The following is a 16,159-nucleotide window of genomic DNA, read 5'->3' on the forward strand; positions in this document are numbered from 1 at the left end:
TTTGCGACCTTAACACAAAGAATTTGCTTTAAGCGCTGGTCAGTCGCACACTCCACAAAAGCAAAATATTAGCTTTAGCGGAGCGTGCCCATGACTAGCCTGACTTCTCACCGTTCCAGCCTGGTATTCCTCGCGATCACGTTGCTGACGTTTCTGGCCGCTTCCAGCGCGCCGACGCCGTTGTACCACCTGTATCAAGAAGGCCTGCATTTTTCGGCGGGCACGCTCACGCTGATCTTTGGCGTCTACGCCTTGAGCCTGCTGGCGGCGCTGCTGACTGTGGGTTCGCTGTCGGACCACCTGGGGCGCAGGCCGGTGATTTTTGCCGCGCTGGTTCTGAACATGTTGGCGATGTTGCTGTTTATCAATGAAAGCAGCGTGGCTTGGCTGATCGCCGCCCGTACGTTACAGGGCTTTGCCACCGGCATGGCCACCGCGGTGCTGGGGGCGGCGTTGCTCGACACCGATCGCCAACAGGGGCCGCTGGTCAACAGCGTGGCGCCGTTGTTGGGGATGGCGTGTGGGGCGATGGGCTGCAGCCTGCTGGTGGAGTACGCGCCGTTGCCGACCACCTTGATCTATTGGGTGCTGCTTAGCTTGATGCTCCTGCAAGCGCTGTATGTATGGCGCCTGCCGGAAACCGTCAGCCCAATGCCCGGCGCGATGGCTTCCCTGTGGCCCACCTTGCATGTGCCGGCCCAGGCGCGCCGCGCGTTGTGGATTGCCTTGCCGGTGGATGTCGCGGTGTGGGCCATGGGTGGTTTTTATCTGTCCCTGGCGCCGTCGCTGGTGCGGGCCGCGACCGGGTCGACGTCAAACCTGATCGGTGGCGGGTTGGTGGCGGTGCTCACATTGAGCGGTGCCGTGATGATTTACCGCCTGCGCAGTCGCCCGGCCGACAGGGTTCTGCGCCTGGGGGCGGGGTTGCTGGCGGTGGGCGTGGCGCTGATCCTGAGCGCTGTGCACGCGGGGAGCGTGGCGTTGTTTTTCGCCGCGACGTTGATTGCCGGCAGCGGTTTCGGCGCCGGGTTCCTGGGCGCTGTACGCAGCGTGGTGCCGCTGGCGTTGCCCTACGAGCGGGCGGGGTTGATGTCGGCGTTTTATGTGCTCAGTTACCTGGCCTTCTGCGTGCCGTCGCTGTTGGCGGGTAACTTGATCCGCCGGTTTGGCTTGGTTGTGACCACCGACGCCTATGGCGTGTTGTTGATCGTGCTGGCACTCAGCGCCTTGATCGCGCTGCTGGTGCAGGATTCCTACAGGGCCAGGGCGACATCCAACCGCTGATCCGGTAATAATCGGCGACACCCAAAGCCGTGAGATTCAAGTATGAAGATCATCCGCAGCAAGGACTTCACCGGCAGCCGTGCCTGGGAAGCATTGGATATCGCCAACATGAACGGCATCACCACCCGTTTGCATTGGACCGATCAGCCCTATCGCTGGCACATCAACGACGGTGAAGAAGTGTTCGTGGTGTTGGATGGGCGGGTGAACATGCACTACCGCGACAAGGGGTTTGAGCAGGTGGCGGAGTTGGCCGTGGGAGACATTTTCTACGCCAGCGTCGGCACCGAGCATGTGGCGCATCCCCAGGGCCCGGCGCGGATTCTGGTGATAGAAGGCGAGGGCAGTGTCTAGCGCTTATTGGTAAAACAGATAACAGTTAGAGATATTACCCGTTATATAGATATTCGATCAGGTTCTACCATGGTCTCAACCTCATGCGAGGAAGAGGATGTTCATCATGACCTGCTCCAATACATTTAGTTACAAGCCCTTCAGTCACCTGACCCGTCCGCGGGAAGTGATCCGCCAATTCACCCCGAACTGGTTTGCCGCGACCATGGGCACCGGCGTGCTGGCGCTGGCCTTGGACCAGTTTCCAGTGAGCCTGCCGGGGGTGCGGGCGGTCGCTGAAGGGTTGTGGCTGTTTACCATCGGCCTGTTCGCTCTGTTCAGCGTGTTGTACGGCGCGCGCTGGGTGATGTTTTTCCACGAAGCACGCCGAATCTTCGGTCACTCCACGGTGTCGATGTTTTTCGGCACCATCCCCATGGGACTGGCGACCATTCTCAACGGCTTGCTGGTGTTCGGCCTGCCACGTTGGGGGGCTGATGTAATTCCCCTGGCTGAAGCCCTGTGGTGGCTGGACGTGGCCATGGCCCTGGCCTGCGGTGTGCTGATCCCGTTCATGATGTTCACCCGCCAGGAACACAGCATCGACCAGATGACCGCCGTGTGGCTGTTGCCGGTGGTCGCCGCCGAAGTCGCCGCGGCCAGTGGTGGCTTGCTCGCGCCGCATCTGGTCGACGCCCATGGGCAACTGGTGATGCTGGTGACCAGTTACGTGCTGTGGGCGTTTTCCCTGCCAGTGGCGTTCAGCATCCTGACCATCCTCATGCTGCGCATGGCCCTGCATAAGCTGCCCCACGCCAATATGGCCGCGTCGAGTTGGCTGGCGCTGGGTCCCATTGGTACGGGGGCCCTCGGCATGTTGTTGCTGGGGGGCGATGCTCCTGCGATCTTTGCCGCCAATGGCCTGCCCGGCGTCGGTGAAATCGCCAGCGGCCTTGGCCTGATCGCGGGCATCACGTTGTGGGGCTTCGGCCTGTGGTGGATGCTGATCGCGGTGCTGATTACCCTGCGTTACTTGCGCGCCGGTATTCCGTTCAACCTCGGTTGGTGGGGATTTACCTTCCCCTTGGGGGTGTATGCCCTGGCCACGCTGAAACTGGCCGCCGTGCTGCACCTGGGGTTCTTCAGCGTAGCTGGCAGTGTGTTGGTGGTCGCCTTGGCGCTGATGTGGTGGGTGGTGGCCAAGCGCACCGTGCAAGGCGCCTACAAAGGTGAGCTTTTTGTTTCACCGTGTATTGCAGGATTAGGGAATAAGTAAGCGCGATTAGGTAAAGTCGTGGCCTGATAAATAAAGGCCACGCAGGAACACGGACGATGAGCCACCCCTCGCAATTCACCTTGCTGCGCACGCGGCGCTTTTTGCCGTTCTTCATTACCCAGTTGCTGGGCGCGTTCAACGACAACATCTTCAAGCAATCGTTGATCCTGGCCATTCTCTACAAGCTCACTATCGATGGTGACCGCTCTATCTGGGTCAACCTCTGTGCCCTGCTGTTTATCCTGCCGTTCTTTCTGTTCTCGGCGTTGGCCGGGCAGTTTGGCGAGAAATTCAACAAGGACGCACTGATCCGCGCGATCAAGATCGGCGAGATCGTGATCATGGCCGTGGGCGCCACCGGCTTTCTGACTAACCACCTGGAGTTGATGCTGTTGGCGCTGTTTGCCATGGGCACGCACTCGGCGCTGTTCGGCCCGGTCAAGTATTCGATCATGCCCCAGGCCCTGCATGACGACGAGTTGGTGGGCGGCAATGGCCTGGTGGAAATGGGCACCTTCCTGGCAATTCTGGCCGGCACCATCGGCGCAGGCGTCATGATGTCGTCCGTGCACTATGCGCCCGTGGTGTCGGTGGCGATTGTCGGCGTGGCGCTGCTGGGGTATCTGGCCAGCCGCAGCATTCCCCGTGCGGCGGCGTCGACCCCGCAGTTGCGCCTGGACTGGAACATCTTCACCCAGTCGTGGGCCACTTTGCGCATGGGCCTGGGACAGACGCCGGCGGTGTCGCGCTCGATCGTCGGCAACTCATGGTTCTGGTTTGTCGGGGCGATCTACCTGACGCAGATTCCGGCGTACGCCAAAGAGTGGTTGTACGGCGACGAAACCGTGGTGACGTTGATCCTCACCGTGTTCTCGGTGGGTATCGCCCTCGGTTCGATGCTCTGCGAGAAACTCTCCGGGCGTAAGGTGGAAATCGGCCTGGTGCCCTTCGGTTCATTCGGCCTGACGGTGTTCGGCCTATTGTTGTGGTGGCATTCCGGCGGCTTCCCGCAGAACGTCCAGGCCAACGACTGGCTGGCGGTGCTCAGTGTCGGCCAGGCGTGGTGGGTGTTGTTCGATATTCTCGGTCTGGGGGTGTTCGGCGGTTTCTATATCGTGCCGCTGTATGCGCTGATCCAGTCGCGTACCGCCGAGAACGAGCGCGCACGGGTGATTGCCGCCAACAACATCCTCAACGCGCTGTTCATGGTGGTGTCGGCGATAGTGTCGATCCTGTTGCTGAGCGTGGCCAAACTGTCGATCCCCGAGCTGTTCCTGGTGGTGTCGCTGCTCAACGTCGCGGTCAACACCTACATCTTCAAAATCGTCCCCGAGTTCACCATGCGTTTCATGATCTGGCTGCTCAGCCATTCCATGTACCGCGTGGAGCACCGCAACCTGCAGGCCATTCCTGATGAAGGCGCGGCGTTGCTGGTGTGCAACCACGTGTCGTTCGTCGATGCACTGTTGATTGGCGGCGCAGTGCGGCGGCCGATTCGCTTTGTCATGTACTACAAGATCTACCGCCTGCCGGTGCTCAATTTCATTTTCCGCACCGCCGGGACGATTCCGATTGCCGGGCGCAATGAAGACATCCAGATCTACGAAAAAGCCTTCACACGCATTGCGCAGTATCTGAAGGAAGGCGAGTTGGTATGCATCTTCCCGGAAGGCAAGTTGACCGCCGATGGCGAGATGAACGAATTTCGCGGCGGCGTGACGCGGATTCTGGAAGAGACGCCGGTGCCGGTGATTCCGATGGCGTTGCAGGGGCTGTGGGGGAGTTTCTTCAGTCGCGATCCGAACAAGGGGTTCTTCCATCGAATCTGGTCGCGGGTGGTGTTGGTGGCGGGTGAGCCGGTGGTGGCAGACGCGGCGACGCCTGAGCAGTTACAGGTGCGCGTCGGGGCATTGCGAGGGGGTATCAGGTAGTTTCTTGCCGGTTACCAGGGACGCTTTGCAAGCAAGCCCGCGCTCACATTTGACCGAGTTGTCATGCGGCCGGGTGCGAGGGCGGGCTTGCAAGCGAAAACGGCAGTGGCTTAAGTGCTGATCTTGAGGCCAATGAGCCCGCAAATGATCAGTGCCACGCTGGCCAACCGAAACAACGCCATGGATTCGCCAAACAGGATAATCCCGGCAATCACCGTGCCCACGGCGCCTACGCCAGTCCATACGGCATAGGCGGTACCCAGTGGCAGCTCTTTGACTGCAAGCCCCAGCAGCCCGAGGCTGATGGCCATGGCGACAATCGTCAGGGCGGTGGGCAGTGGCTTGCTGAAACCGTCGGTGTACTTAAGGCCTACGGCCCAACCGACTTCAAATAACCCCGCGAAAAACAGAATGATCCAGGACATGATGACCTCGCTTTTTCAGGCGGGGTCGTCCCCGGATTCAACGCACGTTGGCGCCGCGAGGTCGTCCCCGCGAAGCCGGTAGGGTGCCGAAAACGGACCAGGCGATCAAGTTTGCGCGGTGTTCTGCGCCGCTCGACGGTCTTCCTTTTCGCTCATTCGGCGGAAATAGGTCGACAGCAATGCCCCGGAAATATTGTGCCAGACGCTGAACAGCGCACTCGGCACCGCCGCCAGTGGCGAGAAGTGCGCACTGGCCAGCGCGGCGCCCAGCCCGGAGTTCTGCATACCCACCTCCAGCGCCAGCGACTTGCGTTGCGCCAAGGGCAACTTGAACACGCGGCCGGTGAAGTAGCCCAGCACGTAACCGAAGCTGTTGTGCAGCATCACCACTGCCATGATCAGCAAGCCCGATTCGGCAATCTTCGCCTGGCTGGCGGCAACCACGGCTGCGACGATGATCACGATGCTGATCACCGACACCAGTGGCAACACCTCCACCGCATGGCGCACCCGCTCACCGAGCAGGCGTTGTGCGACCACGCCGAGCACGATCGGCAGCAGCACCACTTGCAGGATCGACCAGAACAGCTCCATGAACGACACCGGCAGCCAGGCCGAGGCCAGCAGCCAGATCAGCGCCGGCGTGAGCAACGGGGCGAGGAGGGTGGTGACGGCCGCAATGGCCACCGACAGCGCCAGGTCACCCCGGGCCAGCCAGGTCATCACGTTGGACGAAGTGCCGCTTGGGCAGCAACCGACCAGGATCACACCGACGGCAATTTCCGGCGGCAGGTGAAACACCTGGCACAACAGCCAGGCCACGCCCGGCATGATCACAAAGTGCGCAACCACGCCGAGCGCCACACGCCAGGGGTGGCGTGCGACTTCGGCGAAGTCATCGAGTTTAAGGGTCAGCCCCATGCCGAACATCACCAGGCCCAGCAGCGGCACAATGGCGCTTTTAAGGCCAATGAACCAGCTGGGTTCGAGGAAGGCCAGGACGGCGAAAATCAACACCCAGTAGGCGAAGGTATTGCCGACGAAGCGGCTCAAGGCGGCGAGTGCTCGCATGGGGATGTCCTTGTTATTAGCGTGCTGGATGTGGCGATCCGATCAGTGTGGAAACAGGCCTGCCACACTGATCGTGCTCACTTGGGGTCGGTCGGGTCAGATGCCTTGTGGCGTCTCTTCACCGCCCAGTGCTTCCACCAGCGCCGGCAGGAACTCGCCAAACGTCAGCATCATCAGGGTAAAGCTGGCGTCCAACTGGCCCAGGGCCTCGTCGCCGCCATCCTGTTCCGCCTGATCCTGCAGCAGGTCTTCGAATTTCAGGCGCTTGACGGTCATTTTGTCGTCGAGCATGAAGGACAGCTTGTCCTGCCAGGCCAGTGACAGTTGAGTCACGACTTTGCCGGTGGTCAGGTGCAGTTGGATTTCTTCGCCGGTCAGGTCCTGGCGCTTGCAGCGCACAATGCCGCCGTCTTCGTGTGTGTCGCGCAGTTCGCATTCGTCGAGGACGAAAAAGTCATCGGCCGGTTTTTGGGTGGTAACCCAGTCGGTCATGATCGCCGTCGGCGCGGTCTTCACGGTCAGTGGCCGTACCGGCAGGGTGCCGATCACTTCACGCAGGGTCGAGAGCAAGTCTTCGGCGCGTTTCGGGCTGGCCGAGTTGACCAGGATCAGGCCCTGTTTTGGCGCGATGGCGGCGAAGGTCGACGAACGACGGATAAACGCGCGCGGCAGGAAGGCCTGGATGATTTCATCCTTGATCTGGTCACGTTCCTTCTTATAGACCTTGCGCATTTGCTCGGCCTCGATCTCTTCGACTTTCTCTTTAAGTGCGTCACGCACCACGCTGCCCGGCAGGATGCGTTCTTCCTTGCGCGCGGCGATCAGCAGGAAGTCACCGCTGACGTGTACCAGGGGAGCATCTTCACCTTTACCAAAAGGTGCGACGAAACCGTAGGTGGTCAACTCCTGGCTTGCACAAGGGCGCGCCAGTTTGGTGGCCATTGCAGTTTCCAACGCCTCGGCATCAACAGGCAGATCTTGGGTCAGGCGATAGATAAGCAGGTTCTTGAACCACATGGGGTGAGTCTCTCCTTTATACAAAGGGGGGCATTATTCTCTTGATATCGCCCCAGGCCAACCCTGCCTAAGCCATTGGAAGGCCTCAAAAAAAAGATTTAAGAAAGTGCTTGCCAGACCCTGGGTCGCTCCGTAGAATGCGCGCCACACCGAGACGAAGGGTGATTAGCTCAGCTGGGAGAGCATCTGCCTTACAAGCAGAGGGTCGGCGGTTCGATCCCGTCATCACCCACCATTCGCTTCATGTGTTACGCGCAGCGGTAGTTCAGTCGGTTAGAATACCGGCCTGTCACGCCGGGGGTCGCGGGTTCGAGTCCCGTCCGCTGCGCCATATTCGGTAACCTGGAACGCTGAACGCCAGGTCACCACAGAAAGCCCGCTCATCGAGCGGGCTTTTTTCTGTCCGAAATATGGCAAAAAAACGTGCAGGAAACTTTTTTTAGATAAAGTGCATTTAAATCAAGACATTACGATTTTTTGGTGTATGATGCGCCCACACCGAAACGAAGGGTGATTAGCTCAGCTGGGAGAGCATCTGCCTTACAAGCAGAGGGTCGGCGGTTCGATCCCGTCATCACCCACCATTCGCTTCAAGTGTTACGCGCAGCGGTAGTTCAGTCGGTTAGAATACCGGCCTGTCACGCCGGGGGTCGCGGGTTCGAGTCCCGTCCGCTGCGCCATATTTGCTTCCATTAAGGCCCACTGAACGCCTGGAAGCCACGGAAATAGCGGCCTTGTGCCGCTTTTTTCGTTTTCTGAATTCCATTCAGATCCATCTCCAGCCACGGTTTTCAAGTACCCATTTTTAAGTACACCGCTGGCGCAGCCTTTTTACGATTCCATGTGCATCAATTTTCGTATTGGTCCGTCTACCGCTTGGTTGTAGTCCCCCTCCTAGATGCAGAAGGAGGTGTCTGATGGCTCTGACAGATACAGCGATCAAGCAAGCCAAGCCCGCCAGCCTTATACGTTAACTGTGGGATTATCTCTGCAAGTGCCCACGACGGGTTCGAGTCTCAAGGAGGCTCGGCAGTGGAGAGAGGCTGCACGTGTGCTGGTGGCCAACAATATCGATTTGAATGTCGACCTAAAACCGGCCAGTCACGTCCGTCGTCATAAGCATCTGCTGGAAGCGCTCCAGAAAGACCGACTCGGCGCGGGTCATCTTTTGTTCGCGATTCCACAGCAAATAAACGTTCACATCGCTGACACCCTCCCAGGGCGGCAGGCGCCAGATTTCATCGGCTTGCACATCGGCGGCGACAATGTGTTCGGGCAGGCAGCCAATGCCATATCCGGCCGCGACCAAACGCAAGATCTCATCCAGGCTGGGTGAAGACGCGACAATGCGTCCAGTGAAGCCTTGTTGATCCCTGAACACGGTCAGCGGCGATAAATTGCCGCCGATCTGGTCACTGGTGAAACTCACGAAATTTTCGCTTTGCAGGTCTGACAAGGTCAGGTTCTTGCGACCAAACAGCCGATGGCGCTTCCCACAGAAAAACGCATAGCGCTGTTCAAGCATGACCCGCTGTTCGAGGCGGGGCTGCGGTGTACGGCACAGGCTCAAACCGAAAGACGCGGTCTTTTGCAGCAGCGCGCTGATCACATCCGAGCTGCGCAGTACATCAACTTCCAATTCCACTTGAGGGAACTCATTGTGGAATTGCGCCAGGAACTCATCGTAGCCGCGAGATTGGATACGGCTGATGGACAGCAGCCTGATTTTACCCGTTACCGACTCCGCAGGCGCATCCAGCGCAGGTCCTAAACGGGAGACCGTGCCATAAATCTCTGCGGCGATCTGCATGACTTCCTCGCCAGCCTTGGACAGGGTAATGCGAGGCCCGCGCCGCACGACTAGCTCACTTGATAGTTGCTCCTCCAGTCTTTTGAGCGCCTGACTGATTGCCGGTTGACTCAAGTGCAGGCGGGCGGCGGCCCTGCTGATGCTGCCCTCCTGACCAATAACCAGGAAGGTACGCAACAGGTTCCAGTCCAGGCGGTCATTGAGAAATCGCTTTGCCTCGGGGTCCCTCTGAAAACCAGACGCTGAAATAGTCATTATTTTCCAGGCTTATACTTAAGTATTTAGATTAGAAGCTTTTCCTAGCATAGGGCTTGGCGCACCATCGATCAATGCACCGTGAGAGTGCGACTTTCATGCTCACGCATGACCTTATCTCCTGCCTATAACAATGATTCCCGGGAGCCTCAGATGACGAGCAGAACCTCCACGCCGCGTCGTGCCGCAGCCGCCGCATTTATCGGCACCACCATCGAATTCTATGACTACTACATCTATGCATTTGCCGCGGCACTGGTGTTGGGACAGCTGTTCTTTCCCAGTGAAAACCCGGCCCTCAGCACCATGGCTGCGTTTGGTAGCTTCGCTGTAGGCTTCATTGCTCGGCCGTTCGCCGGGATGGTATTTGGCCATCTAGGTGATCGGCTGGGCCGCAAAAAAATGCTGCTGGTGACCATTGTGCTGATGGGCGTCGCGACGACCGCGATAGGTCTGCTGCCGACTTACGCCCAGGCAGGTATATGGGCGCCTATCGGCCTTGTGGTGCTGCGGTTGCTGCAAGGCATCTCAGTCGGCGGCGAATGGGGCGGCGCGGTACTGATGGCCAGCGAACACGCACCCAAAGGCCGCAAGGTGTTTTTCGCTTCATTCGCTCAATGGGGCAGCCCGGCAGGCCTGTTGCTGGCGCTGATCGCCTTCCGTTTGATCAGTGAAATGGATCAGGACGCCCTGATGAGTTGGGGCTGGCGCATTCCGTTTCTGATGAGCGGGGTGCTGATGATCGTCGGCCTGGTCATTCGTTTCGGCGTGCCGGAATCGCCGGAATTCGCGGAGGTCAAGGAGAGCGACCAGACCTCTGATAACCCGGTGATGGAAGTGCTGCGCACGGGCTGGAAGAACATTTTGTTCGCTGCACTGGCCGTCACCATCGGTTCGGGCGGCTTCTTCTTCACCAATACGTTCATGATCACCTACGTCACTCAGTATCAGGGCATCGACAAGACCACGATTCTGGATTGCCTGTTTGTGGTCACCATCCTGCAGTTCCTTTCGCAACCCTGTTCGGCATTGCTGGCGGAGCGGCTGGGTGAAGGACGGTTTCTCAAGTGGGTGGCGTCGCTATGTATCGTGGTGCCGTATCCGATGTTCCTGCTGGTACAGACCGGCAATCTGTTCTACATGACCGCCGGCATTGCCCTGGCGGTGATCCTGCTGGCCGCACTTTACGCAGTGATCGCCGGCTACATGGCTGAAGCTTTCCCGGCACGAGTGCGATATTCGGGCATTTCGATCGCTTATCAACTCGGGAGTGGCTTGACCGGAGGCCTGACCCCCATGATCGGCACCTTCATCGCCGCTCAGTTCGCCGGGCAATGGATGCCGTTGGCGCTGTTCTTCAGCGTGCTGGCCCTGATGTCACTGACCGGAGTACTGGGGCTGGGGCATCTGCGCAGTGCCAACGCCAACCCGGTCACGCTATCCACTTCCCAAGGAGTCGCATGATGAGCAAGCCTGTCGCGATGTCAGAGGTCGAATGGCAAGCGCGCTGTGAGCTGGCGGCGCTGTACCGCTTGATCGCCTACTACCGCATGACCGACCTGATCGATACCCACATCACTTTGCGGGTACCGGGGCAGGCGCCGCATTTTCTGATCAACCGCTATGGGGTGGCGTTCGAGAGAATGCGCGCCAGCGATCTGATCCTGATCGATCTGCAAGGCAACGTGGTCGGTAGCAACTGCAACGCTGGCAAGGTCAACGCCGCAGGGTTCGTCATCCACTCGGCCATCCACGAGGCGCGCCCGGACCTTCATTGCATCATTCACACCCATACCGCCAGCGGTATGGCGGTGGCGGCCCAGCGCGATGGGTTGCTGCCGCTGACCCAGCATGCGCTGAAGTTCTACGGCAACCTGGCGTATCACACCTATGAAGGCATCGCGTTGTCACTGGACGAGCGCCAGCGTCTGGTCGCCGATCTGGGGTCGCACAAGGCGATGATTTTGCGTAACCACGGTTTGCTGGCGGCCGGTGCGGGTGTAGCGGCGGCGTTCCACGAGATCTATTTTCTGGAGCGGGCCTGCCAGGCGCAGATCCAGGCGATGTCGGCCGGTGTCGCGTTGAATATTCCCAGTGAAGCCGTATGCCAGCACACGGCGGCGCAGTTTGGCCGTGACGGCATCGACGGCATTATCGACCTGGCCTGGCAGGCCGCGCTCAGTCTGATCGACGAGCAGCGCACCGACTGGTGCAGCTGACCATGACCTGTATCGTTTTGCTTTGTCAGGACCCTGCGCTGACCGATTGGCTGGCAGCGCTTTTCGCCGAGCATGCGCCGCACCTGAATGTACTGCGGCCAGACGATGGGCAGGCGCCGTTCGCCGAGGTCGCGGTGTGCTGGTTCCCACCGCCCGGCAGCCTGGGGCGCTTGCCACGCCTGCGCCTCGTGCATTCGATCGGCTCGGGTATCGACCATTTGGCTCAGGACGGCTCTCGCGATACGGCGGTGCCGGTCTGCCGCGTGGTCGACCCTGATCACAGCCTGGGTATGAGCGAGTACGTGCACTGGGGCGTACTGCACTTTCACCGAGGCTTCGATCAGGTGATCGTCGGCAATCTTGTGCAGCACTGGCAGCGGCCGGTGCAGCGAAAAGCTGAAGATTTCAGGGTCGGCGTGATGGGCTTGGGCGCGATTGGTACGCCGGTGGCGCTCAGACTGGCGGCGGCGGGCTACGACGTGCGCGGCTGGGCCCGCACGCCGCGTGAGATCGACGGCGTGACAACCTTCAGCGGTGCCGATGCGCGACGCGAGTTTCTCGATAGCTTGGATGTGCTGATCAACCTGCTGCCCCTTACCCCCGCGACCCAGGGCGTGTTGTGCGATGAGGTCTTCCAGTGCATGGCCAAAGGCAGCGCCTTGATCAATTGCGGCCGTGGCCAACATCTGAACGCCGATGACCTGCAACAGGCACTGGCGAGCGGGCAACTGCGCGGAGCCTTACTGGATGTCTTCGAGCAGGAGCCTTTGCCCGCCGACTCACTGTTGTGGCGCACGCCGGAGGTCTGGGTGACGCCGCACATGGCGTCTGCCGCCTCCGACCTGTGTATCGCCCGGCAAGTCGCCGACAACGTGCAGCGATTGGCCCAAGGGCTTGCACTGAACAATCGGGTCAATCCTGAACTGGGTTATTGACCGCATGTGTTTTGAGAGAGGTCCGCAATGAAAACATTTTTCCACCCGGCGCAGCGCCTTCACCATCCCCGTTCCTACCTGTCGCGCGGCCAGATGCGTCAGCCACAGGAATTGCCCGCACGTATTGACCCGCTGCTGGCGATGGCCGAAAAACTGGGGTACCCCCTGTTGGTACCTCACGACTATGGTCAGGCACCGTTGGCCGCCGTACACAGCGCGGCCTACCTGGACTACCTGAGCAGCGCTTACCAGCAGTGGCACGAAGTGCCGGAAGACTGGGGCGATGAAGTCATGTCCAATATCTATATCCGCGAAGGCAACCCCCTGCGCGGGATTCTGGGCAAGACTGCCCGCTACCTGGCTGATGGCAGCTGCCCGATCGGCGAGCACACCTGGCAGTCCGCCTACTGGTCGGCACAGAGTGCAGTGGCTGCCGCCCACGCGGTTATCGACGGTGACCCGTTCGCCTACGCACTTTGCCGTCCACCGGGGCACCACGCCCGTGCCGAAGCGGCAGGCGGCTTCTGCTTTCTCAACAACGCTGCAATCGCCGCTCAGGTACTGAGGGGCAGGTTTTCCAAAATCGCTGTGCTCGACACCGACATGCACCACGGTCAGGGCATACAGGAGATTTTCTACGATAGGGATGACGTGATGTATGTGTCGATCCATGGTGATCCGACCAACTTCTACCCGGTGGTCGCCGGTTTTGACGATGAAACCGGAACGGGGGCCGGTGAGGGCTTCAACCTGAACTTACCGATGGCCCACGGTGCCAGCGAGGTCGATTTTTTCAACTGTATGGATCAGGCCGCTTCTGCATTGCGCACGTTCGGCCCGGATGTGTTGGTGCTCTCGCTGGGCTTCGATATTTACGAAAACGATCCCCAGTCCAAAGTATCCGTCAGCCATGAGGGCTTCCGTTTACTGGGGCAGCGGATCAAGGCCCTGGGGATTCCTTGTGTGGTGGTGCAGGAGGGCGGTTATGACATCGCCACGCTGGATGAAAATGCCTCACGATTCTTCGACGGCATGACTGCTTGACGTCACACGGGTCGGACCTGCCGCAGTGGCCTTATGAGATTCTTCAGATTGGATATTTCAGGTAGGGCCGATACCGTCTACGTTTTCCCCTGGTAGATATCAGGGGTATCTCATGCACAATCCACACGCTCAGCACGAACAGCAAGAGCGCTCCAGCGGGTCGGCGCGTGAAGACGAAGTGACGACCAATGATCTGTTCAGCACACATTTCTCAGGCTTATCTGCCATTCAAGCTCAGTACCTGGCCCGTTCGGTGTTCGGCATTGACGGCCAGGCGTCGGTACTGACCAGTGAGCGCGATCAGAACTTTAAGATCTCGACCGACCAGGGGCGTGATTTTGTGTTGAAGGCAACCCATCCATCTGAAGATCCCGGCGTAACCGACTTCCAGACCCAGGCTCAATTACACATCATGAACAAGGGGCCAGATGTTCCTGTCCCAAGGTTGAGGCCGACGCTTGACGGTGAGTATGTGCATCGCCGCACTATTCCTGGGTCCGAACAGAGCCAAGCCATCAGAGTCATCGATTTCATACCAGGCTCGCCACTCTACAAGGTGCAGCGCAGCACCAGGCTACTTGAATCACTAGGCGCGGCAATGGCGCATCTGGATATTGCGCTCAAAGGTTTTAATCATCCCCAGATGAATCACAAACTTCTGTGGGACATCCAGCACCTGAAAGCGTTGAGCGCACTGACGAGTTACATCGACGACGATGAAAAACGTAAGCGAGTTCTCGAAGGCTTGAAGCGTTATGGGACCGAAACTGAACCCGCACTCAAGCTTTTGCCAAAGCAAGTCATTCATAACGACATGAACCCGTACAACATCATGGTCGATGATGAGAGTGGGACCAGGCTCACTGCGATCCTGGACCTTGGCGATATGGTTTCGGCCCCACGAGTACAGGACCTTGCAGTGCTCTGCGCCTATCAGTTGTCAGAGGATGACAACGTATTGAGCCATGCCGTGGAGTGCATAAAGGCCTACCACGCTGTCAGCCCGCTCACGCAATCCGAACTCCATCTGCTCCCCAACTTGATCGAAGCCCGCTTGCTGGCCACAGTGCTGATTACCGAGTGGCGATCCAGAGAACATCCTGAAAACAGCGAATACATACTTCGCAACAATCCGTCTGCATGGGCTGGGCTGCGGCGCCTTGAGGCATTTGGGACGGGCCAGGCACAGACCTTTATTTTAGAAAAAATCCAAGAAGCGGGGATGATCGTATGAAAAAAGATTCCAGCATGCTCAATTCGTTTGACGCCACGCGCATGGGGGACTTGCCTTTACGCGAAGCCGACATGATCAAACGGCGCAACAAGGTACTCGGTCCGGCTTACCGTCTGTTTTATGAGGAACCACTCCATATTGTCCGAGGAGAGGGCGTTTACTTGTTTGATCAGGACGGACGACCCTATCTTGATGCGTATAACAACGTAGCGTCTATTGGCCACAGTCGCCCGGAAGTGGTTGAAGCGATTACCCGCCAGGCTTCACTTCTGAATACCCATACCCGCTACCTCCACGAGCTAGTTATTGATTATGCAGAGCGGTTGGTCGGTACGTTTCCGGCAGAGCTGTCACAGGTGATGTTTACCTGCACCGGCAGCGAGGCGAACGATCTGGCACTGCGTATCGCCAAGCGTTTTACAGGCGGCACCGGCGTCATCGTGACTCAACTCGCGTATCACGGTGTGACGGCTTCGGTCGCAGATATCTCACCTTCGCTCGGCGTCGGCGTTCCACTGGGGCAGCACGTACGGACGGTGGAAGCTCCAGATACGTATCTCTTCAGCGACGAAGATATTGGTGCTCGCTTCGCGAAAGCGGTAGGAGAGGCCATCGCTGACCTCAAGCGACATGGGATCAAACCCGCCGCGTTAATCGTCGATTCTATTTTTTCCAGCGACGGCGTGTACTGCGACCCAAAGGGGTTTCTGAAAGAAGCGGTGGATTTGATACGCGCCGAGGGAGGCCTCTATATTGCCGACGAGGTGCAATCCGGCTTTGCGCGAACCGGATCGGCCATGTGGGGCTTTCAGCGGCATGGACTCATCCCCGATATCGTGACGCTCGGCAAGCCCATGGGCAATGGTCATCCCATCGCGGGCCTGGTGGCCAGGCCTGAGGTACTTCAAGCGTTTGGGGATGAAGCCCGCTACTTCAATACGTTTGGCGGCAACCCGGTTTCCTGCGCCGCCGCGATGGCGACGCTTCAAGTGATCCAGAACGATAAGCTGCAGGGCAACGCGGCTCACATTGGCGGGCTGATTCGTACTGGTTTTTGGAAACTTGCCGAAAAATTTGAGCTGATTGGCGATGTCAGAGGTGATGGACTATTTATTGGCGTGGAGCTTGTGGTCGATCGCAAGACCAAGGCTCCCGCCAAAGGGGTGGCCAACCAGATCGTGAACGGCATGCGCCAGCGTGGCGTATTGATAAGCGCAACCGGCCCACGTGGAAATGTGCTGAAGATTCGCCCAATGCTGACGTTCAATGAGGCTCACGCGCAACAATTGTTGATGGCCGCAGCGGGGGCGTTGGAGCGTTTGTGA

General features: G+C 59.0%; 14 protein-coding genes and 4 tRNA genes. 14 read left to right on the forward strand and 4 right to left on the reverse strand.

The window, feature by feature from the left end; translation table 11 throughout:
* The first annotated feature begins 90 nt into the window (after positions 1 to 90).
* From PSH59_RS09200 to PSH59_RS09215, 4 genes are all read left to right on the forward strand, one after another.
* A complete protein-coding gene (locus PSH59_RS09200; RefSeq protein ID WP_305394857.1) occupies positions 91 to 1,284 on the forward strand; it encodes an MFS transporter in 1,194 nt (397 codons plus the stop codon).
* A gap of 42 nt (positions 1,285 to 1,326) precedes the next feature.
* The gene (locus tag PSH59_RS09205) at positions 1,327 to 1,638 is read left to right on the forward strand and encodes a cupin domain-containing protein (RefSeq protein WP_248083884.1); all 312 of its coding nucleotides are present in this window, start codon (positions 1,327 to 1,329) and stop codon (positions 1,636 to 1,638) included.
* Between the two features lie 106 nt (positions 1,639 to 1,744).
* A complete protein-coding gene (locus PSH59_RS09210) occupies positions 1,745 to 2,893 on the forward strand; it encodes a TDT family transporter (protein ID WP_305394858.1) in 1,149 nt (382 codons plus the stop codon).
* Between the two features lie 56 nt (positions 2,894 to 2,949).
* On the forward strand, positions 2,950 to 4,824 hold the full coding sequence (locus PSH59_RS09215) for an MFS transporter (protein ID WP_248083882.1): 1,875 nt from the start codon (positions 2,950 to 2,952) through the stop codon (positions 4,822 to 4,824).
* A 110-nt stretch (positions 4,825 to 4,934) separates the two neighbouring features.
* Here PSH59_RS09215 and sugE read toward each other — a convergent pair whose 3' ends face one another.
* From sugE to rdgC, 3 genes are all read right to left on the reverse strand, one after another.
* Positions 4,935 to 5,249: a quaternary ammonium compound efflux SMR transporter SugE gene (gene sugE, locus PSH59_RS09220; protein ID WP_105524638.1), complete on the reverse strand. Its 315-nt coding sequence runs from the start codon at positions 5,247 to 5,249 to the stop codon at positions 4,935 to 4,937.
* A 105-nt stretch (positions 5,250 to 5,354) separates the two neighbouring features.
* Positions 5,355 to 6,320, reverse strand: a complete 966-nt coding sequence (locus tag PSH59_RS09225; protein WP_248083881.1) for a bile acid:sodium symporter family protein — start codon at positions 6,318 to 6,320, stop codon at positions 5,355 to 5,357.
* 96 nt (positions 6,321 to 6,416) lie between these two features.
* A complete protein-coding gene (gene rdgC, locus PSH59_RS09230; RefSeq protein WP_150675788.1) occupies positions 6,417 to 7,337 on the reverse strand; it encodes a recombination-associated protein RdgC in 921 nt (306 codons plus the stop codon).
* Positions 7,338 to 7,496: 159 nt separating this feature from the next.
* Here rdgC and PSH59_RS09235 point away from each other — a divergent pair.
* From PSH59_RS09235 to PSH59_RS09250, 4 genes are all read left to right on the forward strand, one after another.
* Positions 7,497 to 7,572, forward strand: a tRNA-Val gene (locus PSH59_RS09235).
* Positions 7,573 to 7,591: 19 nt separating this feature from the next.
* Positions 7,592 to 7,668 (forward strand) — tRNA-Asp (locus PSH59_RS09240).
* 177 nt (positions 7,669 to 7,845) lie between these two features.
* Positions 7,846 to 7,921: transfer RNA gene (locus PSH59_RS09245), tRNA-Val, on the forward strand.
* Between the two features lie 19 nt (positions 7,922 to 7,940).
* A tRNA-Asp gene (locus PSH59_RS09250) sits at positions 7,941 to 8,017 on the forward strand.
* 407 nt (positions 8,018 to 8,424) lie between these two features.
* Here the strand turns inward: PSH59_RS09250 and PSH59_RS09255 are convergent.
* Entirely contained in the window at positions 8,425 to 9,402 is a 978-nt protein-coding gene (locus tag PSH59_RS09255) for a LysR family transcriptional regulator (RefSeq protein ID WP_305394859.1), read from the reverse strand.
* 153 nt (positions 9,403 to 9,555) lie between these two features.
* Between PSH59_RS09255 and PSH59_RS09260 the strand changes: the two genes are divergently transcribed.
* The 6 genes from PSH59_RS09260 to PSH59_RS09285 all read left to right on the forward strand — a co-directional run bounded on the left by PSH59_RS09260 (position 9,556) and on the right by PSH59_RS09285 (position 16,159).
* Positions 9,556 to 10,866: an MFS transporter gene (locus PSH59_RS09260; protein ID WP_305394860.1), complete on the forward strand. Its 1,311-nt coding sequence runs from the start codon at positions 9,556 to 9,558 to the stop codon at positions 10,864 to 10,866.
* Positions 10,866 to 11,621, forward strand: coding sequence for a class II aldolase/adducin family protein (locus PSH59_RS09265; RefSeq protein WP_305394861.1), 756 nt, complete (start codon positions 10,866 to 10,868; stop codon positions 11,619 to 11,621). Before PSH59_RS09260 ends, PSH59_RS09265 begins: the two co-directional genes overlap by 1 nt.
* A gap of 2 nt (positions 11,622 to 11,623) precedes the next feature.
* Complete coding sequence (locus PSH59_RS09270; RefSeq protein WP_248083877.1) at positions 11,624 to 12,556, forward strand: glyoxylate/hydroxypyruvate reductase A; 933 nt, start codon at positions 11,624 to 11,626, stop codon at positions 12,554 to 12,556.
* 27 nt (positions 12,557 to 12,583) lie between these two features.
* Positions 12,584 to 13,600 carry a histone deacetylase family protein gene (locus PSH59_RS09275; RefSeq protein ID WP_305394862.1) on the forward strand — a complete coding sequence of 339 codons (1,017 nt, stop codon included), beginning with the start codon at positions 12,584 to 12,586 and terminating at the stop codon, positions 13,598 to 13,600.
* Between the two features lie 112 nt (positions 13,601 to 13,712).
* On the forward strand, positions 13,713 to 14,834 hold the full coding sequence (locus PSH59_RS09280; RefSeq protein ID WP_305394863.1) for a phosphotransferase: 1,122 nt from the start codon (positions 13,713 to 13,715) through the stop codon (positions 14,832 to 14,834).
* Positions 14,831 to 16,159 carry an aspartate aminotransferase family protein gene (locus tag PSH59_RS09285; RefSeq protein ID WP_370694398.1) on the forward strand — a complete coding sequence of 443 codons (1,329 nt, stop codon included), beginning with the start codon at positions 14,831 to 14,833 and terminating at the stop codon, positions 16,157 to 16,159. Before PSH59_RS09280 ends, PSH59_RS09285 begins: the two co-directional genes overlap by 4 nt.

The organism is Pseudomonas sp. FP2309, from assembly GCF_030687575.1.
Taxonomy (GTDB): domain Bacteria; phylum Pseudomonadota; class Gammaproteobacteria; order Pseudomonadales; family Pseudomonadaceae; genus Aquipseudomonas.

Bases quoted from the DNA above. Each gene is read 5' to 3' on its own strand.
- PSH59_RS09225 (WP_248083881.1), bottom strand. From the start codon at position 6,320: ATGCGAGCACTCGCCGCCTTGAGCCGCTTCGTCGGCAATACCTTCGCC.
- sugE (WP_105524638.1), bottom strand. From the start codon at position 5,249: ATGTCCTGGATCATTCTGTTTTTCGCGGGGTTATTTGAAGTCGGTTGG.
- PSH59_RS09255 (WP_305394859.1), bottom strand. From the start codon at position 9,402: ATGACTATTTCAGCGTCTGGTTTTCAGAGGGACCCCGAGGCAAAGCGA.
- PSH59_RS09275 (WP_305394862.1), top strand. From the start codon at position 12,584: ATGAAAACATTTTTCCACCCGGCGCAGCGCCTTCACCATCCCCGTTCC.
- PSH59_RS09205 (WP_248083884.1), top strand. From the start codon at position 1,327: ATGAAGATCATCCGCAGCAAGGACTTCACCGGCAGCCGTGCCTGGGAA.
- PSH59_RS09280 (WP_305394863.1), top strand. From the start codon at position 13,713: ATGCACAATCCACACGCTCAGCACGAACAGCAAGAGCGCTCCAGCGGG.
- PSH59_RS09285 (WP_370694398.1), top strand. From the start codon at position 14,831: ATGAAAAAAGATTCCAGCATGCTCAATTCGTTTGACGCCACGCGCATG.
- PSH59_RS09200 (WP_305394857.1), top strand. From the start codon at position 91: ATGACTAGCCTGACTTCTCACCGTTCCAGCCTGGTATTCCTCGCGATC.
- PSH59_RS09210 (WP_305394858.1), top strand. From the start codon at position 1,745: ATGACCTGCTCCAATACATTTAGTTACAAGCCCTTCAGTCACCTGACC.
- PSH59_RS09270 (WP_248083877.1), top strand. From the start codon at position 11,624: ATGACCTGTATCGTTTTGCTTTGTCAGGACCCTGCGCTGACCGATTGG.
- rdgC (WP_150675788.1), bottom strand. From the start codon at position 7,337: ATGTGGTTCAAGAACCTGCTTATCTATCGCCTGACCCAAGATCTGCCT.
- PSH59_RS09260 (WP_305394860.1), top strand. From the start codon at position 9,556: ATGACGAGCAGAACCTCCACGCCGCGTCGTGCCGCAGCCGCCGCATTT.
- PSH59_RS09215 (WP_248083882.1), top strand. From the start codon at position 2,950: ATGAGCCACCCCTCGCAATTCACCTTGCTGCGCACGCGGCGCTTTTTG.
- PSH59_RS09265 (WP_305394861.1), top strand. From the start codon at position 10,866: ATGAGCAAGCCTGTCGCGATGTCAGAGGTCGAATGGCAAGCGCGCTGT.